The sequence below is a fragment of the Pokkaliibacter plantistimulans genome (assembly GCF_003194385.1).
GTDB lineage: Bacteria > Pseudomonadota > Gammaproteobacteria > Pseudomonadales > Balneatricaceae > Pokkaliibacter > Pokkaliibacter plantistimulans.
The window spans coordinates 1-17892 of sequence record NZ_LAPT01000110.1; the positions used below are offsets into that span (position 1 = coordinate 1).

The following is a 17892-nucleotide window of genomic DNA, read 5'->3' on the forward strand; positions in this document are numbered from 1 at the left end:
TCCTTGTCTCGGCGGCCTCGCTGACGCTTTTCAAGGCCTGCTAGCGGTATGCCGGTCGCGCAGCATGGACGGCGATTTACTTCGGTGCGGTTTCCGCCAGAATCCGGTCAAACACCCCGCCATCGTTAAAGTGCTTCTGCTGTGCCTGTTGCCAGCCGCCGAACGTGTCATCGACGGTGATCAGATCCAGTGTGGGAAACTGGCTGGCAAACTCCGCCGCCACCTTGGGGTCCGTGGGCCGGTAGAAGTTACGTGCGGCGATGCGCTGCGCTTCTTCGCTGTACAGCCCCTGCAGATAGGCGGTCGCCACTTCGCGGGTGCCGTGCTTGTCGACGTTCTTGTCCACCACCGTTACCGGTGGTTCGGCCAGAATGCTGAGGGACGGCACGACGATGTCGAACTCACCCTTGCCCAGCTCATTGACCGACAGGAAGGCTTCGTTTTCCCAGGCAATCAGCACATCGCCGAGGCCACGCTGGACGAAGGTATTGGTGGCACCACGAGCACCGGAATCCAGCACCGGCACGTGGCGGAAAATATCGCGGACAAAGTCATAGGCCTTGTCTTCACTGCCGTATTTCTTCAGGGCATAGCCCCAGGCCGCCAGATAGTTCCAGCGCGCACCGCCAGAAGTCTTGGGATTGGGGGTGATGACTTCAACGTCATCACGTACCAGATCATCCCAGTCCCGGATGTGCTTGGGATTGCCCTTACGCACCAGCAACACGATGGTGGAGGTATAGGGGGAACTGTTGTGCGGCAGACGGGCCTGCCAGTTATCGGGGATCAGCCCGGCCTTCTGGCGCAGGGCATCGACGTCATAGCCCAGTGCCAGGGTGACCACATCGGCCTCAAGGCCATCGATCACCGCCCGGGCCTGTCCTCCTGATCCGCCATGAGACTGGCGGATATCCACACGCTGCTGATGACTCTGCTGCCATTGCTGGCTGAACCAGCTGTTGTATTCACGGTACAGCTCGCGGGTCGGATCGTAAGAAACGTTCAGCAGCGAAATGTCAGCAGCACGTGCACTCTGGCTGGCTACACTCAGCAGCGCAGCGGCGGCCACGGCAGCCAGCCCGGCACGACGCAGAAATGTCCGGCGGCCAGCGGCCGCCGCGACGGGCAAAAGGGGTCCTGTCACCTTGCTCATGGTGCTCTCTCCATCAATCAGATCAGGTCTTTGGGTCAGCACTTCCGGTGGTCCGGTCAGCACAGGTTGCAGAAGCAGAACGAGGGCTCGTCAGCGGCTCGCGGGGTCAGTAAAAAGGGGCTACGACTGGGGGATCCTAAGAGAGGCGCAGTTTTTCACGCCTCTCCAGCTGCACCAGCTTGCCCTGGTGGAACACCAGTTCGATGGTGCCAAATTCGATCTGGCCGATCAGCTCATGCAGAGCGGTGGACAGTTGCAGCAGTGACTGCTGCCGACGTTCATCAAGGGGGGCGCTGTGCTGCAGCTCATCATGCAAATGACTGGCGCCTGCTGGGTGTCTGCTCATGCTCGGCTTCCTTATGCGGAAATCATTACAACTGGCGGGATCGCCTCGTTGCCCCGTGGCTGGGGGGTATGTAATTGCTTGAAGCTCATAGTAGGCAGTCGCGCCGTATTCCCTAACCAAGGAAATACGCATTGCTTATTCCGTTTTCTGCATAAGGCAGGCAGCCCTGTGCTGGCACACAAGCGAAGAAGGCAGGCGAAAGGCGAGAGGGGCGAGAAAGAACAGGATGCACAGAACGAACAGCAAGCGGCCGTCCTGCCAGACAGCAAGGACGGCCGCGGGATCGGCGATGGGTTACTTGGCGCAGTAGGACGCGACGGTGCTTTCCATCCATGACTTGGAGCCGACATAGATGGCATTGACGGTGTTCATCTGCTCCTCGGTGATATCCTTGAAGTCCTTGTAGAACGCCACCATCGACTCGACCTGAACCGACTTCCAGGCTTCCGGGGTCTTGGCTTCAGTGATGGATTTGAAATAGCTGTCGCTGGTGTCTTTCAGGGTGCTCAGCGCCGTGCTCTGATCGGCCTGCATACGCTTCACTGCCGCGGATGAAATCTCCTCCAGCGATTTGACCGATGACATCATCAGTTCGGGGTCGAATATATGCTTGATCATCGCCTGCGCGGTGGCCGAGGGATCATCACCGAAGCGTTCCTTGATGGAGGTAGCGATCTGCAGATAGTCCTTCACAGGCGTGATGGCCTGCAGGGTCGTCATGTAGTTGTTGACGGCATCACTGACGATCGCCGTGATCTGTTTGAGCGCATCCACGCCTTCAGGGCTGGTTTTGGCTTTCATCACAAACATCCTCTGGTTAGCTGATACGAAGGGAGCAGCCTTGTGCTCCTGCGGGTAGTGACTCTGTTGGTGGTAGTGACTCTGTTGGTGGTACTGACTTCCCTGTGGCGGCGCTTACTGCACGGGCTGGGCCAGACGATCAATCATGGCCCTGATCGCCTTCAGCTGCGGTGCGTCCCTGGTGTAGAAATCGGGGTTGGTCGGGTTGGTGGCGCTGTAGCCCCAGAAATCCCAGCAGCCTTTGGGGTTGTAGGGTTTGCCTGCACCCTGTGAGGGTTCGGCCTGAGGATAGAGAATCACCAACTTGTTGGTGTCGGCCATCTCGTTGTAGCCGGTGGTGGTGTAGTACTGGTCACCGATCACCTTGTAGCCCTGTTCACAGCCATGCAGGGCAATATGCAGACGACAGCCGCCCTGCTCACAAGACTTGGGCACATAGAGATAGGCGTTGTCGCTCATGCTGGTCATGCTGGTGGGCAGAAAGGCCTTCTGATCCACCTGCAGCAGCTCGCCGCTGGCACTGGCGGCGGGCGGATTGACCGGGCCTTCGTCGGCATAGATCTGCTGAATGATGGCATCGGCCTGCTCGGTCGGCGGACAGTAGTTGATATAGGGCGGCTTGGTCAGGCCGCAGCTGGTATCGGACGTGCTGTCGGTGATAAAGGCATGGCCAGCGGCCACATCCTTGATGTACTCGATATTGGCGGCGGGTACACCGAGCTGGGTCAGGTACTGGTAGTTGGCATCCATCACCATGGTGGTCACGGTGGTGTCTTTGGTGCCACTGAACATGTAGATATGGTCGTCACTGAGGTTAGTGGTGGGGTCAATGCTGCCTGCCTTGCTCAGCTGCTGCGTCTTGGCCAGCAGCGCCGGAACGTTCGGTCCGACCGACGGTGTCAGCGGGTTCATGCAGGCACCGGTGGCATTCTGCAGATAGGAGTTGAACGACCAGGAACCCGCACAATAATAAGGCCCACCGGCGACAATCCCCGCGCCCTTCATAATGTCGGAGAAGACGATATAGACCTGCGAGGTCATAAAGGCGCCGGACGACAGCCCCGACACCGAGGTTTCCTTGATATCGATGCCGAGGGCGGGCATCTCCACTGTGGTGGCGGCCTGTGCCGTCGTGACCAGTGCCGAGCACAGCAATACGCCCGCCAGGGCGGTCTGGACGGTACGGCGTAAAACGAGCCGGGAATGAGATAACGGACGCTGAGCTGAACGGGTATTCATGATGTCATCCTTTTATTGACTGCATGTAATACAACCAGAAGCCAGACAACCAACAGGCTTGATGAGAAAGCAGAAAAGCGGGCGAATCTCGGCAATACCTTTATTACGACAAAGGTTGAAACCGCGAATAGCACTGGCAGTCTGCATGCTAACCAGCGACCTGTGACGATATTGCGGCTATTTGCTGACAACCATTATTCAGCCATTCAATTCGGACAAGCGCGCATCACGCCAGCACCGCAAGATTGCATGCAATGCCGTTACCACCGTTGCCTTTCCACCACTTCCACCCCCTGTTTATCACGCATCTGCACAAAACGCAGCAGGCAAAATGCTTTATGACACCGGAAAGACCCCGTAAAGAAATACAACGGCATTGCAGCATATTGTTTTATCGGTGTTTTTTTATAATTACTGCCAATATGTATGTGTATATCTATTTTTTAAATAAGCGCATCACGTACGCATAATAATTTTCTATATTAGCTTCGCCATACTCCTGCACATTGCGATAAAGCACTGAATCAAATAGACAATTAACGGGTATATGGCCGGTCGGTCAATTTCCCCACGACTTCCAGCGCTTTTGCACAAAAGCCGATAAGCAATCCTGCTTTGCTTATTTCCGCTGCGTGCCGCCTCCCGCCACACTGACGCCATTCCTGCACGGTCACATGCCTGCGGCCTCCCGGATTGGAGCATCACCATGAACGTCATCACTGTACTGGGCAGCCCCCTGCCCGATTCCACCACCGCCGCACTGGCGACCCTGGCCGAGGCCGGTCTGCGCACGGCAGGTATCCACACCGAACGGTTTACGGCGCAGGACTTCGACGCCCAGGCATTACTCTTTGGCCACTTTGATCATTACAGCGTGCGTGAATTCCAGCAGCGCCTGCGTGACGCCGACGGTGTCATCGTCGCCACGCCGGTCTATCAGGCATCGTTCTCCGGTTTACTCAAACTGATGCTCGATCTGATCCCGCAGCAGGCACTGGCCGACAAATGGGTACTGCCGCTGGTCAGTGGTGGCTCGGCAGCGCATCAGCTGGTGCTGGACTACGCGCTGAAAACCGTGCTGGCCGCCCTCGGTGCCCGCCAGCAGCTGGCCGGGGTGTATGCCACCACCGCCCAGTTGCAACTGCTGCAGGATGATCCGCAGCAGGTCCGCGCTCAGATTACCGACCCCGCGCTGCGCGAGCGCTTGCAGCTGGCACTGGATGAATTCCATCTGGCGCTGCTCCGCCAGCAACCTCACCGTCAGGCGCAGGCCCGGCGTACTCGGTCAGCGGCCTTTCCATTGCACAACACACCCAGCGGTCATTTTTCGCCAGCGGCCATCAGCCGCTGACATCCTGTTTTCTTATTCAGCACAAGGACGCCATCATGCCTCTACACCCTGCCCGCTCTGCCCTGCGTCGCTGGCTGCAAGCCGGTGCTCTCAGCCTGCTGGCCAGCACCAGCCTGATCAGCCCGCTCAGTCAGGCGGCGGAGACACTTCCCGACCAGCTGCGGATTGGCTATCAGAAAGGCACCGTCAATCTGGTACTGGCCAAATCCTACGCGCTGGTGGAACAGGCATACCCCCAGCTGCGGGTCAACTGGGTCGAATTTCCTGCCGGCCCCCAGCTGCTGGAGGCACTCAACGCCGGCAGCATTGATCTGGGCGCCACCGGCGATATGCCACCGATCTTTGCTCAGGCGGCAGGCGTTGATCTGCGCTATGTGGGCTACGAGCCACCGCAACCGCGCAACGCCGCCATTATTGTCGGCAAGGACAGCCGCTTTCAGCGCATCGAAGACCTGCGTGGCGCCAAAGTGGCCGTACAGAAAGGCTCCAGCGCCCATAACCTGCTGCTGCGTGCGCTGGCCAGTGCCGGGCTGAGCATAACTGACATCCAGCCGGTGTATCTGGCCCCGGCTGATGCCCGTGCCGCGTTGGCCAGCGGCGCCGTTGATAGCTGGGCGATCTGGGATCCGTTTTATGCGGCGGCCCTGCTGCACGGCAACGCCCGCACCCTGAAAGACGGCAGTGGCATCACCGATACCGGCTCGTTCTATCTCGCCGCCGGTGCCTTCGTCCATGACCATCCTGACTTCGTCAAAGGCGTGCTGGCAGCACTCAATCAGTCCGACAGTTATCTGCGCCAGCAACCGCAGCATAGTGTGAAGATTCTGGCGGCCAGCATGGGCCTGCCCGAAGACGTCATCGAACGGCTGGTCAGCAACCGTGATCCGTCCGGCGTGTTTCCGCTCAATGACACTATCGTCGCGGCACAGCAGCAGAGTGCTGACCGCTTCTATCAGCAAAAGCTGATCCCCCGTGACCCCAGGGTCAGTGAGGTGATCTGGCAGGCACCGCAGGAGGCAGGCCAATGAGTACGCTCTCTGTTGCTACCCCACTGCGACTGCGCTGGCAGCGCCCGCTGACTCACCTGCGCCGCTGGCTGGCGCCCTGGGCCTTACCACTGGCCCTGCTGATCGGCTGGCAGCTGGCGGTCGAACTGGGCTGGCTGTCGACCCGTGTGCTACCGGCCCCTTCCGCCGTGATCGTGGCAGGCTGGCAGCTGACCGTATCCGGTGAACTGCTGACCCACCTGCTGATCAGCACCCAGCGGGCGCTGCTGGGCCTGCTGATCGGCGGCAGCATTGGCCTCGCCCTTGGCCTGCTGTGCGGCCTGTCGCGGCGGAGCGAAATCCTGCTCGACAGCAGCATCCAGATGCTGCGGACCATTCCTCATCTGGCGCTGATTCCGCTGGTGATCCTGTGGTTCGGTATTGATGAGGCGGCGAAAGTCTTTCTGGTGGCACTGGGTACCCTGTTCCCGATCTACCTCAATACCCTGCATGGCATCCGCAGTCTCGACCCCGGGCTGATCGAAATGGCCCGCAACTATGGCCTGTCAGGCTGGCCGCTGTTTCGTCAGGTCATCCTGCCCGGCGCCCTGCCCTCGATTCTGGTGGGGTTGAGATTCTCCCTCGGCCTGATGTGGCTGACGCTGATTGTCTCGGAAACTATTTCTGCCAGCTCGGGTATCGGCTATCTGGCGATGAATGCCCGCGAATTTCTGCAAACCGATGTGGTGGTGCTGACCATCGTGCTCTATGCCCTGCTGGGCAAGCTGGCCGATAGCACCGCCCGCTTACTGGAACGCCGCTGGCTGCGCTGGCACCCGGTTTACCTGAAGGAGCACCAAGGATGAGTACGTCACATCGCAGCACAGAACGGTTCGCTGCCGGGCACAGTGCAGCGGTTCAGACCCCGCTGCCGCAGGGAGAATCCCATCTGCTGCTGAACAACCTGCGCAAGCACTTTGGCGGGCAGGAAGTGTTAAAGGGGATCAGTCTGGCCATTCCCGCCGGGCAGTTTGTCGCCATCGTCGGCCACAGCGGCTGCGGCAAGAGCACCCTGCTGCGCCTGCTGGCCGGGCTGGAACACAGCAGTGCCGGCAGTGTGCGCGCTTACGGTGAACCACTGGCGACCCAGCAGCAACAGAGCCGCCTGATGTTTCAGGATGACCGCCTGCTGCCATGGAAAACCGTGCTGGAAAACGTCGGTCTGGGTTTGCAGGGTGACTGGCAGGAACAGGCCCGGGCGGTGCTTACCGAAGTGGGTCTGGCTCATCGCGCCGATGCCTGGCCATCACAGCTGTCCGGCGGACAGCGGCAACGGGTGGCACTGGCGCGGGCGCTGATTCACCGGCCACGGCTGTTGCTGCTGGATGAGCCACTGGGAGCGTTGGACGCCCTGACCCGGCTGGATATGCAGAAGCTGATTGAGCGGTTGTGGTTGCAGCACCAGTTCACCGTGGTACTGGTCACCCATGACGTGGCCGAAGCCGTACAGCTGGCCGACCGGGTGATCGTGCTGGAGCAGGGCCGTGTGGGGCTGGATCTGCCGATTCTGCTGGGTCGCCCGCGTGAGGCCAGCTGCACAGCGGCGGCCACGCTGGAGCAGCGCATCCTGCAGCAGATTCTGGCGCAGCAGGCACCGGAGCCGGTGATTCGCCCTTCGCACTCTGGCGTGCGCTGGGCACTCTAACAGGTCGTTGAAAATCTATCTGCGTTGCCGAATACCGCGTCAAAAACAGGCTCACAGCCAAAGGCTGAACGTGCTTTAGCACGGCCCCGAAGGGGCGAGCAAAGCGAGTCAAATGCTCACTTAGTTCACTAAACTCCGCTTTTCCGCCTGTTTCTTGTGCTCTAGGAGTATTTCCTTGTCTCGGCTGCCTCGATAACGTTTTTCAACAGCCTGCTAACGTTGATCCTCTCCGCGCCTTCGTCACGGCTGGCCGAAGGCCGTGGCGCAGGGCTGTTGGCCATGCCCTGGGGCATGGCCTTTTTTCATCAGTTCAGCCAGGGTGCCAACCCCGGCAGCAGCAACGGCATGGCGATCCCCGCCAGCACTGTCTGGCTGGCAATAATACCTGCCATCAGCGGGGCATCCCCGCCCAGCTGCCTTGCCATCACATAGGATGAAGAGGCGGTCGGCAGGGTCTGAAATAACAGGGCAGCCATGGCCGCCACCCCGGTCAGGCCAAACAGATGACAGGCCACCACCGTACACAGGGGCATCAGCGCGAACTTGGCCAGTGAGGCCATGCTGACCGGATGCAGCCAGCGCCGAACCGAAGAGAAATCCAGTGCAGCGCCGACACAGAGCAGACCCAACGGCAGCGAAGCCTGACCTAGTGTCTTGAGGAAGGGTTCGATGCCTGCCGGTAGCGTCAGGTTCAGCATCCGTGCGCTCATCCCCGCGACACAGGCCATCAGCAATGGATTACGCAGCAGCTGCTGCACCACCGCCCGCAGCGAAAACTCCGCCCCATGACCATAGCGGGCAAAGACCAGCACACAGAGCACATTGACGGTCGGCACAATTGAGGCATTGGCCACCGCCGCCAGCGCCACCCCCTGTGTTCCCAGCAGGCCAACGGCCATGGACACACCCACGTAGTTGTTAAAGCGCACGCCACCCTGAAACACCGAGGTGAACGCCGGATCATCGGCCTTTACCCAGCGCCGCATCAGCACCACGACGGCGGCCACCACCACCGTCGAGGTCACCAGCGTCAGCGCCATCGCCGTGACGGGGACGCCGTCCAGTCTGGCCGTTGCCAGTCCGTGGAAAAATAACGCTGGCAACAGGACGTAGTAGCCCAGCCGCTCCGCCTGCGGCCAGAAGGTCGCAGCAACAAACTCACGCTGGCGCAAGAGGGCACCGAGGGTGATCAGCAGGACGATGGGCAATAACGCCAGTAATAACGAGGCAATCATAACGCCTCACCTGGCAACAGCAGCGCTGGGCGCACGCTGGTGTCAGTGCGTGTCGGGAGCGGGAGCGAAGGCGGAAAAAATGGCAGGTGTGGCATCATGCTGGCGACTCGGTCTGAGCGATAGACGCCCAGAATAGCCCCGGCTTATATCAAGAAAAATCGATATAAAATCGATGAAAGATCAAGTTTTACTCAAGAATGGCAAGCACTACTCAAGGATAGGTGCATCACTGTGGCTGCGGATGACCTGCGCCAGCGCCATGGCCATACGCCCGGCCGGACGGTCTTCCCGCTCCAGCAACACCACCCGCCGACACAGCTGCGGCTCACCAAAGGGCAGACAGTGCAGACCCTCGCGCTGGCAGCGCTGCAGGCTGGCCAGCGGCACCACGGCCACCCCCAGACCACTGGCGACCATCTGTATGATGGCTTCCTGACTGTCCAGCTCCATATCGGTCTGCACCCGCAGCCGCTGGCGTTTCAGCTCGCTGTCGATGGTGCGCCCGGCCCAGGCACGCCGATCGAAGCGGATAAACGGCTGACTCTGCAGCAAGGCTCGCCCTTTCAGCCCGTCCAACCCCTCATCAGGAGCTAACGCCGCCGGTGCGATGATCCAGAAGCCTTCCTGATACAGCGGCGTGCTGACCAGTCCGGTAGGGTAGGGTTTGACCGGCTCGGTGGTCACGGCAGCGTCCAGTTCGCCCGCATCCAGCCGAATCGCCAGCTCCGCAGACATGCCCGCACTGACCAGCACCCGCAGGCGCGGATGCTGCTGGTGCAGGCTGGCCAGTGCTGCCGGCAAGGCGCCTGCCAGTGCCGTCTGGATAGCACCCAGACGCAGCCGCCCGGTCAGCTCACCGCCCTCGCCCAGCTCGGCAGCAATACCGTCGTACAGCGCCAGAATCTCCTGCGCCCGCTGCACCGCAAGATGCCCGGCATCGGTCAGCACTGGCACCCGCTTGCTGCGATCAAACAGCTGAGCATTGAAATCCTCCTCCAGACTGCGGACATGCAGACTCACCGCCGACTGGGTCAGGCACACCACATCCGCCGCACGGGCAAAGGAGCCGTACTGGGCAATGGCAACCAGGGTTCGCAGCGCACGTAGTGACATGGGTGAAACATCCTCCGGTAATCGTCATCTGACTGTGGACTCATCCGCCCGCCTTCAGCATTTGCGGCACTGTTCCGACAGTGCCTGACGCATCAGCTGCAAGCCCCTGCTCAGGCTCTTGTCCTGTCGCATGACCAGCGCCAGGGTACGGAACAGCGGTGGCGATAACGAGCAGTACTGCAGCTCAGCCTGCGCCTCGACTGCCATTCTGGGCACGATAGCCCAGCCCAGTCCGGCTTTGACCAGCTCCTTGATAGCCTCGACACTGCCAAGCGTCATCGATACCTCAACCTCCTGCGCCTGCTCGGTCAGCCAGGCATCGACAATCCGTCGGGTGTTACCACCCGGCTCGTACAGCAACAGCGAGTGCTGCCGGAGCTGCTCGGCACTGGCCTGTTCGGGCAGGGCGACATCCCGGCGGGCGACCAGCACCTGCTCATCCTGCAGCCAGGGCGTAACATCCAGCATGCGACCTGACGCAGGCAGGGTGACCAGCGCCATGTCCAGCCGGTTTTCTTCCACGGCACGAAGCATATCCCGTGTGTTGCCGATATTGACCGTTACCTGCAGTGAAGGCCATTGCTGGCGCAGCTGCTCCAGCACGCCGGGCAGCAGGTAGATGCAGGCGGTCGCACCAGTCCCCAGCCGCACCTGCCCAAGCTCACCCTGCCGATACTGGGCCATGGCGGCCAGTGCATCCCCCACCGCAGCATCGATCCGCTGCTGATGGCGCAGCAGCTCCTCACCGGCGGCGGTAGCCATCGTGCGTCGCCCGACCCGCTCAATCAGCGTCACCCCCAGACGTTTCTCCAGCTGTCGGATCTGCAGGCTGATGGCCGGCTGAGTGACACCCAGCACATCGGCGGCGGCCGAAAAGCTGCCACAGCGCACCACTTCGGCAAAACAGCGCAGCTGATCAAGACTGAAGGTAGTCACCAAAGTTTTCCTTATGCTGTGCATAAACAGACAAAGGTTCCTTTATAGCACTGCGCCCTCTACCCTGCAGTCTTGTTTAGCTGTCTGCCATCGAGCTGTTCACCATGTCTGCCGCCCAACCGTCTCTGTCTCTCCTGTTCATTCGTGATGCCCAGCCTGCCGATATGGCGGCCGTGCAGGCCATCTATGCCCACCATGTGCTGCATGGTTCCGCCTCCTTTGAGGAGGTGCCGCCAGATGTGGCTGAAATGAGCCAGCGCCACGCTGCCGTGGTGTCCCGCGGCCTGCCCTTTCTGGTGGCCGAGTGGGAGCAGCAGGTCGTGGGGTATTGCTATGCCAGCCTGTATCGCCCGCGCCCGGCCTATCGCTATGCCGTCGAGGATTCGGTCTATCTGCATACCGACGCCAGAGGCCGGGGGCTGGGTACGGCGCTGCTCACTGAGCTGATACGTCGCTGTGAGCTTGGCCCATGGCGACAGATGATCGCGGTGGTCGCCGGCTCAGGAGAGCCGGCATCGATGGCCCTGCACCAGCGTCTGGGTTTTGTGCAGGTAGGTACGCTGAACGCGGTGGGCTACAAATTTGGCCGCTGGATTGATACTGCGTTTCTGCAGCGGCCACTGAACAGCGGACAGCACAGTGACCCTGAGCAGTGATGATCTGAGCTGTAATGGCCTGTGCAGTGATGGCAGGCGTGCTTACCCGCTGATCGAAAAAGCTTTGCCAGATTCCTTGGTTAGCCAGACACCGTCTCTCTTCTAGACTGGCCACCACAGCCACCTGTTGTGGCTGCCACTGTCAGGAGATCAGCATGAGCATCAAGTCCATCAACGTACGCAATCAGTTCCGTGGCGTCGTGCGGGAAATCATCAGCGATACCGTATTGTCGGAAGTCGAGGTGGAAACACCGGGAGGCATCGTCACGTCGGTGATCACCACCCGCTCGGTCAAGGAGCTGGGGCTGACCGTGGGGTCGCCAGTGGTCGCCTTCGTCAAATCCACCGAGGTCTCCATCGGCCTGCTGGAGTAATGCGCCCTTCTGCCAGAGCGGGTGACTGTAGCTACCACCACAGCACTCCGCTCTGACCAGCGCCGGTACATCCCCACTATTTACCCACTCTTTACCATCTATCCCGCGCCAACAGGCTATGCTAGCTGCTATCTGTATCGATTTACGTTGCACCGGCACGGGAGCCACTGATGATTCTGGAAGTTGCCATCCTGCATGTTCGCCAGGGCCAGAGCGCGGCCTTCGAGCAGGCGTTCCGCCAGGCCGCCCCTCTGATTGCCGCCACCCCCGGCTATCTTGGCCATGAGCTGCAGCAGTGTCTGGAGCAGCCTGATCAGTACCTGCTGCTGGCTCACTGGCGCACTCTCGAAGATCACACGGTGGGCTTTCGTCAGTCCGCGCAGTATCAGCAGTGGCGGGCGCTGCTGCATCCTTTCTATGACCCCTTCCCGGTGGTCGAGCACTACCGGCCGCTGCAGCACTATCCCGCCCCACCGCCGCCAGAAACATAACCGAATGCGCCTTTATCAGTTGTAACGCCTTTAAACTTGCAGCAATGCCGGATGGCTCCAATACTTAGCCCATGACAACATCAGCACTTACCTCACTCAGCGATCAGTTCCTGATTGCCATGCCCAGCATGCGCGATCCGCACTTTGCCCGTACGGTCACCTATATTTTTGACCATAACGAGCAGGGCGCGATGGGGCTGATCGTCAACCGCCCACTGGAGATGCATCTGGACGAGATTCTCGGCCACATGGACATGTCGCAGCCACGGCCGTTGAAACGTAACCCTCCCATCTTTATCGGTGGCCCGGTGAAGACCGAGCGCGGTTTTGTCCTGCACCGTAATACTGAACGCGAGTGGCAGTCCTCCTTCCGGATCAACGATCAGCTGAGCCTGACCACCTCGGTCGATGTGCTGGAGGCCATCGCTCAGGATCAGGGCCCCACCGATTATCTGATCGCCCTCGGCTATTCCGGCTGGAGTGAAGGGCAACTGGAACATGAACTGGCGGAAAATGCCTGGCTGACCTGCAAGGCCGATTACCGTATCCTGTTCAACACTCCGGTTGAGCAACGTCTGGATGCGGCAGCCCGCTCCATCGGCGTCGACCTTACCCTTCTATCGACACAAGCAGGACATGGCTGAGACGACTCTCCCCTCCCCATTCACCGTATTGGGTTTCGACTTTGGCAGTAAACGCATCGGCCTTGCCTTCGGTCAAAGTTTGACCGGAACGGCCTCGCCGATTAAACCAATTAATGCCCGTGACGGTATCCCTGACTGGGACGAATTGAGTAAAATACTCGCCCACTGGCAGCCGGACGCTCTGGTGGTGGGAATTCCCCTGAACATGGATGGCAGCGTGAGCGAGATGGCCCGACGGGCGCGTAAATTCGCCAATCGCCTGCATGAACGTTTCAAGCTTCCCTGCTTCCTCGCCGATGAGCGACTCACTACCCGTGAAGCCAAGGCCATTCACCTTGGGCGCGGTGGTTCCAGCCACTTCAGCAAAGACCCTGTTGATGCCCTGGCTGCCCAGTTGATCGTGGAGAGCTGGCTGACTGACGGCCTGTTTATCCCCGCCCATACCCGACTGGAGGACTTGTAGATGTCATCGGCCCCCATGCCTATCGATGGCCTGATCGACAAACTCGGCATTGAGATTCAGTGCTACCTGGAAGAACGGGCCATTACCGCGCCTCTGCTGATCGGCATTCGCAGCGGTGGGGTCTGGATCGCCGAGCGCCTGCAGCAGAAGCTGGCGCTGGAAGAACCTCTGGGCATGCTGGATATCAGCTTCTACCGCGATGACTTCTCCCGTATTGGCCTGCACCCGCGCGTGCAGCCCTCCTCACTCCCCGTTCACTGTGAAGACCGTCATATCATTCTGGTGGATGATGTGATCATGAGCGGCCGTACCATTCGCGCCGCCCTCAACGAGATTTTCGACTATGGCCGTCCGGCCTCCGTGACGCTGGTCTGTCTGTACGACATTGGCCGTCGTGAGCTGCCCATCCAGCCGGACATTGTTGGCCAGCATCTGTCGCTGGAACCGGAACAGCAGATCAAGCTGACCGGCCCCGACCCTCTGGGTCTGGAAATCCTGAGCAAAGCGTCTTAACTCAAATGGCCCCTATGGGGCCATATTTTCGGAAAAATCTGCCATGAGCCACCTTACAGCCATGAGTCACGCAGCGCCGCACCAACTGCAACTCAACGAGCAGGGCCAGCTCCGCCATTTCCTGACCACGGAAGGTCTCAGCCGCGAGCTGCTGACCGACATTCTCGACACCGCCGAGTCGTTCATCGACAGCAATGGCCGCTCGGTCAAGAAAGTGCCGCTGATGCGCGGCCTGACTGTGGTCAATCTGTTCTTCGAGAACTCCACCCGTACCCGCAGCACCTTTGAACTGGCCGCACAGAAACTGTCGGCGGACATTCTCAACCTCAATATCAGTACCTCAGCCACCGCCAAGGGCGAAACCCTGCAGGATACCCTGTGGAACATTCGCGCCATGGGCGCCGACATGTTTGTGGTACGCCATGCCGACAGCGGTGCTGCGCACTTTATCGCCGAGAATGTCACCCCCGACGTGGCCATTATCAACGCCGGTGACGGACGCCATGCCCACCCCACACAGGCCATGCTCGACATGCTCACTATTCGCCGCTGCAAGGGCGAGTTCGGCAAGCTCAAGGTGGCCATCGTCGGCGATATCCTGCACTCGCGGGTTGCCCGTTCAGAAATCCACGCGCTCAACACCCTCGGTGCCGAAGAAGTGCGGCTGATCGGACCAAAGACGCTGGTGCCCGATACCCTGCAGGCGCTGGGTGCCAATATCTACCGGGATATGAAACAGGGCCTGAAAGACGTCGATGTCATCGTGGCCCTGCGTCTGCAGAAAGAGCGCATGAACACCGCACTGCTGCCGTCCGAGTCGGAGTTTTTCCGCCTCTATGGCCTTAACGAAGAAAAACTGGCCTACGCCAAACCCGATGCCATCGTCATGCACCCCGGCCCCATCAACCGCGGTGTGGAAATCGAGTCATCGGTGGCAGATGGCGAACAGTCCCGCATTCTCACCCAGGTCAGCAACGGCATTGCCGTGCGCATGGCGGTGATGTCTATGGCCATCACCGGTCAGCTGCAACAGCAGCAGGATCTGGCCAAACAACAGGGTGCAGAGGGCTAAGGCATTATGAGCATGAATATACTGATCACTGGCGGCCGCGTTATCGATCCGGCCAACCATGTCAACGAAGTGATGGACGTCTACGTGCAGGATGGCCGTATTGCCAGCCTTGGTGCTGCCATTCCCGGCTTCGTCGCTGAGCTGACACTGGATGCCAGCGGCAAAGTCGTAAGCCCGGGCTTTATCGATCTCTGCGCTACCATGCGTGAGCCCGGCTACACCCACAAAGGTACCCTGCGCAGCGAAACCCATGCGGCAGCAGCAGGCGGCATCACCACTCTGTGCTGCCCGCCTACCAGCAACCCGGTCAATGATTCAGCCGCCGTCACCAAGCTGATCAGTGACAAGGCCCGTCAGGCCGGATTCACCCGGGTATTGCCCATCGGTGCCCTGACCAAGGGACTGGAAGGGGAACAGCTGGCCAACATGCAGGGGCTGTCGGAAAGCGGCTGCATCGCCGTCTCCAATGGCCGCAATGCCATCCGCAACAGCCTGACCCTGATGCGCTGCCTGGAATACGCAGCGACGTTTGATCTGCTGGTGATTTTCCAGTCGCAGGATCCGGATCTGTCTGCCGCCGGAGTAATGCATGATGGCGCCAACGCCGTCCGCTTCGGCCTGCCCGGTATCCCTGAAACCGCCGAGACCATCGCCGTTGCCCGTGATCTGCTGCTGGTGGAGCAAACCGGCGTACGTGCCCACTTCGGCCAGCTATCCACGGCCCGCGCGGCACAGCTGATCATGGATGCGCGCGCCAAGGGTCTGCGTGTCACTGCCGATGTGGCCGTGCATCACCTGCTGTATACCGATGCCAAACTCAACGGCTTCAACAGCCTCTACCACGTCAACCCACCGCTGCGCTCGGCCATTGATCGTGCCGGTCTGCGTGAGGCACTGCTGGGCGGCACCCTGAGTGCAATCTGCTCGGATCATCAGCCCCATGATGAAGCGGCCAAGCGCGCGCCCTTTGGCGCAACCGAACCCGGCATCAGCGGTCTGGAAACCCTGCTGTCACAGGCGCTGCTGCTGGTGGAACAGGATGTGCTGACGCTGGATCAGCTGATCGAGAAACTGTCGCTGGGCCCGGCACGGGTACTGGGTCTGGACAGTGGTCAGCTGGGGCTGGGCAGTGTTGCCGACATCTGCGTGTTTGATCCTGAGGCGGAATGGACACTGACCGAAGAAACCATGCGCTCCAGCGGCAAGAACTCCCCCCTGCTGGGCCAGCCCCTGAAAGGCCGGGTGTGCTACACCCTGGTGGACGGTGAACTGGTCTATCAGGCCAGCTAAGCGCTGTATAAGTTCAGCAAACAATAAGGGCGTCATCAGACGCCCTTATTGTTTATTACCTACGTTGTTTATTGCCTAAGTTGTTTATGAACCATGGATCGCGGTGCTTGTGGATCAGCAGCGCTCATCCGTTGCTTTCTGCAGCAAGGCCTGACTGAACTGCAGAAACTCATCCAGATGGCGCTGGATGATGCTGACGACGATAGGGATCTGCAACGCCTGATAATCATGTACGGCAATGTTGCGAAAGCCGACCATACGGCGTAGGCCTTCTGCCAGTGAGGGGTCGATCCAGCCAGCACTGGCCAGCAACATGAAGGTATCGCGGGCACTCTGCGGCACCCCCAAACGCTCCTTGCGAATCAGATGTTGTGCCATGTCCAATGCCGCTTCGCAGGCACGCTGGACATTCAGAATCGCAGCATCCTGACGAGTGAAGTTACTGGCAAAACCTGCCGGGTCGGCGCTGTACTCTTCACGAGCACGACGTACTGCCCTCTCAATACTAGCCGCCTTGTTGATCAGCACATCATCGACCATAAACCTTTCCTTCCTGCTCAATCTGCCTCAGCAGAGCTGCTCGCGCACTATCCAGTTCCAGCTTTTCGCTAAGCATGGCGGCCTCAAACAACTCCACCTGCAGTTGTGCCGATGGCAGACACCAATACCGGCCTCCGGTCGTCAAAATCTGATGCTGCATCACCGTCGAGGCTGCACGCATATCCAGCAGATCCACCTCGCAACCCACCATGTTTGCCAACTCATCGGTCAGATCCCATAACTGCAAGGGGTCCGTATATCCTGCCACCAATACTGCCAGATCAAGATCGCTGCCCGCACGCGCCTGCCCCTGAGAACGGCTACCAAAATGATAGAGTGCCAGCAAATCGGGCAACTTCTGTTGCAGGTGGTGAAGGATGGTTTGCAGATCGATGTTCACGGAGGCTCCAGCAATGATTCCCTGCAGTTACCTTAGCCCTGTTAACGGCTCTTCGAAACTGTCGAGTTTACGAAAGCTCGCTGGGCTCTTTGTTCAGTCGAGACGTTTTTCCATAAACACACTGAGCGGGTCAGCCTGATACTGGCCAAAAGGACCGCGCTGGCGATACCCCAGCGCACGATAAAGCCCGATGGCTTCCTGCTGGAAAATGCCGGTTTCCAGTCGCAACAGGGTGATGCCCTTGTGCAGCAGATGCTGTTCCAGCGCGGCCATGATCGCCTTGGCAGCGCCCATGCCACGGGCTTCAGGGCGCACAAACACGCGCTTTACTTCACCGTAGCGGCCATCATCGTCGAGCACCTTGACCGCACCACAGGCAATCAGCCCCTGCCCTTCACAATAGGCTCCCAGCAGGCAGGCCTGACTGCGTGCCAGCTCTTCGGGTCCATCCAGACGGTTGCTGTCATCGGGATACAACGACAGCATCAGGGTGCTGGACGCATCCAGCAGACGCTTCAGCTCAGGATCAAAGGGATCGACATTACGCACACTGAGCGAAGCCGGAACGCGGCGGGTCATGACAT

Annotated in this window: 22 protein-coding genes; 12 read left to right on the forward strand and 10 right to left on the reverse strand. The window is 59.9% G+C overall.

Going from position 1 to position 17892, the window contains the following annotated elements; genetic code table 11:
- Positions 1-76: 76 nt before the first annotated feature.
- The 4 genes from WH50_RS20770 to WH50_RS20785 all read right to left on the reverse strand — a co-directional run bounded on the left by WH50_RS20770 (position 77) and on the right by WH50_RS20785 (position 3539).
- Positions 77-1153, reverse strand: a complete 1077-nt coding sequence (locus tag WH50_RS20770) for a sulfate ABC transporter substrate-binding protein (RefSeq protein WP_110189191.1) — start codon at positions 1151-1153, stop codon at positions 77-79.
- Positions 1154-1289: 136 nt separating this feature from the next.
- A complete protein-coding gene (locus WH50_RS20775; protein WP_110189166.1) occupies positions 1290-1499 on the reverse strand; it encodes a YezD family protein in 210 nt (69 codons plus the stop codon).
- A 294-nt stretch (positions 1500-1793) separates the two neighbouring features.
- On the reverse strand, positions 1794-2300 hold the full coding sequence (locus WH50_RS20780; protein ID WP_110189167.1) for a hypothetical protein: 507 nt from the start codon (positions 2298-2300) through the stop codon (positions 1794-1796).
- A 114-nt stretch (positions 2301-2414) separates the two neighbouring features.
- The gene (locus tag WH50_RS20785; protein ID WP_110189168.1) at positions 2415-3539 is read right to left on the reverse strand and encodes an extracellular catalytic domain type 2 short-chain-length polyhydroxyalkanoate depolymerase; all 1125 of its coding nucleotides are present in this window, start codon (positions 3537-3539) and stop codon (positions 2415-2417) included.
- 706 nt (positions 3540-4245) lie between these two features.
- Here WH50_RS20785 and ssuE point away from each other — a divergent pair.
- The 4 genes from ssuE to WH50_RS20805 are packed head-to-tail and all read left to right on the forward strand — an operon-like array spanning position 4246 to position 7581.
- Positions 4246-4890, forward strand: a complete 645-nt coding sequence (gene ssuE, locus WH50_RS20790) for an NADPH-dependent FMN reductase (RefSeq protein ID WP_110189169.1) — start codon at positions 4246-4248, stop codon at positions 4888-4890.
- A 35-nt stretch (positions 4891-4925) separates the two neighbouring features.
- Positions 4926-5918, forward strand: a complete 993-nt coding sequence (locus WH50_RS20795) for an aliphatic sulfonate ABC transporter substrate-binding protein (RefSeq protein WP_110189170.1) — start codon at positions 4926-4928, stop codon at positions 5916-5918.
- Complete coding sequence (gene ssuC / locus WH50_RS20800) at positions 5915-6742, forward strand: aliphatic sulfonate ABC transporter permease SsuC (protein WP_110189171.1); 828 nt, start codon at positions 5915-5917, stop codon at positions 6740-6742. Before WH50_RS20795 ends, ssuC begins: the two co-directional genes overlap by 4 nt.
- On the forward strand, positions 6739-7581 hold the full coding sequence (locus tag WH50_RS20805) for an ATP-binding cassette domain-containing protein (RefSeq protein ID WP_110189172.1): 843 nt from the start codon (positions 6739-6741) through the stop codon (positions 7579-7581). Before ssuC ends, WH50_RS20805 begins: the two co-directional genes overlap by 4 nt.
- A gap of 305 nt (positions 7582-7886) precedes the next feature.
- Here WH50_RS20805 and WH50_RS20810 read toward each other — a convergent pair whose 3' ends face one another.
- From WH50_RS20810 to WH50_RS20820, 3 genes are all read right to left on the reverse strand, one after another.
- Positions 7887-8816, reverse strand: coding sequence for an AEC family transporter (locus tag WH50_RS20810; protein ID WP_110189173.1), 930 nt, complete (start codon positions 8814-8816; stop codon positions 7887-7889).
- A 207-nt stretch (positions 8817-9023) separates the two neighbouring features.
- Entirely contained in the window at positions 9024-9929 is a 906-nt protein-coding gene (locus tag WH50_RS20815) for a LysR family transcriptional regulator (RefSeq protein WP_110189174.1), read from the reverse strand.
- Positions 9930-9983: 54 nt separating this feature from the next.
- On the reverse strand, positions 9984-10865 hold the full coding sequence (locus tag WH50_RS20820) for a LysR family transcriptional regulator (protein ID WP_207780414.1): 882 nt from the start codon (positions 10863-10865) through the stop codon (positions 9984-9986).
- Positions 10866-10969: 104 nt separating this feature from the next.
- On the opposite strand from WH50_RS20820, the gene WH50_RS20825 reads away from it, so the two are divergent.
- The 8 genes from WH50_RS20825 to WH50_RS20860 all read left to right on the forward strand — a co-directional run bounded on the left by WH50_RS20825 (position 10970) and on the right by WH50_RS20860 (position 16368).
- A complete protein-coding gene (locus WH50_RS20825) occupies positions 10970-11521 on the forward strand; it encodes a GNAT family N-acetyltransferase (protein WP_110189176.1) in 552 nt (183 codons plus the stop codon).
- A 155-nt stretch (positions 11522-11676) separates the two neighbouring features.
- Positions 11677-11895: a TOBE domain-containing protein gene (locus WH50_RS20830; RefSeq protein WP_104152614.1), complete on the forward strand. Its 219-nt coding sequence runs from the start codon at positions 11677-11679 to the stop codon at positions 11893-11895.
- Between the two features lie 170 nt (positions 11896-12065).
- Positions 12066-12386, forward strand: a complete 321-nt coding sequence (locus WH50_RS20835; RefSeq protein ID WP_110189177.1) for an antibiotic biosynthesis monooxygenase family protein — start codon at positions 12066-12068, stop codon at positions 12384-12386.
- Between the two features lie 71 nt (positions 12387-12457).
- The gene (locus WH50_RS20840; protein WP_104152616.1) at positions 12458-13030 is read left to right on the forward strand and encodes a YqgE/AlgH family protein; all 573 of its coding nucleotides are present in this window, start codon (positions 12458-12460) and stop codon (positions 13028-13030) included.
- Positions 13023-13493 (forward strand): Holliday junction resolvase RuvX, encoded by a 471-nt coding sequence (gene ruvX / locus WH50_RS20845; RefSeq protein ID WP_104152617.1) that lies wholly within the window; start codon positions 13023-13025, stop codon positions 13491-13493. Before WH50_RS20840 ends, ruvX begins: the two co-directional genes overlap by 8 nt.
- A complete protein-coding gene (gene pyrR / locus WH50_RS20850; protein ID WP_104152618.1) occupies positions 13494-14006 on the forward strand; it encodes a bifunctional pyr operon transcriptional regulator/uracil phosphoribosyltransferase PyrR in 513 nt (170 codons plus the stop codon). It abuts the gene before it with no gap.
- A 61-nt stretch (positions 14007-14067) separates the two neighbouring features.
- A complete protein-coding gene (locus WH50_RS20855; protein WP_104152619.1) occupies positions 14068-15078 on the forward strand; it encodes an aspartate carbamoyltransferase catalytic subunit in 1011 nt (336 codons plus the stop codon).
- 12 nt (positions 15079-15090) lie between these two features.
- Positions 15091-16368 carry a dihydroorotase gene (locus WH50_RS20860; protein WP_110189178.1) on the forward strand — a complete coding sequence of 426 codons (1278 nt, stop codon included), beginning with the start codon at positions 15091-15093 and terminating at the stop codon, positions 16366-16368.
- A gap of 114 nt (positions 16369-16482) precedes the next feature.
- Here WH50_RS20860 and hepT read toward each other — a convergent pair whose 3' ends face one another.
- The 3 genes from hepT to WH50_RS20875 form a co-directional block, all read right to left on the reverse strand.
- Positions 16483-16908, reverse strand: coding sequence for a type VII toxin-antitoxin system HepT family RNase toxin (gene hepT / locus WH50_RS20865; RefSeq protein WP_110189179.1), 426 nt, complete (start codon positions 16906-16908; stop codon positions 16483-16485).
- Entirely contained in the window at positions 16898-17308 is a 411-nt protein-coding gene (gene mntA, locus WH50_RS20870) for a type VII toxin-antitoxin system MntA family adenylyltransferase antitoxin (RefSeq protein ID WP_207780415.1), read from the reverse strand. Before mntA ends, hepT begins: the two co-directional genes overlap by 11 nt.
- Positions 17309-17401: 93 nt before the next feature.
- Positions 17402-17887, reverse strand: coding sequence for a GNAT family N-acetyltransferase (locus WH50_RS20875; RefSeq protein WP_110189180.1), 486 nt, complete (start codon positions 17885-17887; stop codon positions 17402-17404).
- Between the last annotated feature and the right edge of the window lie 5 nt (positions 17888-17892).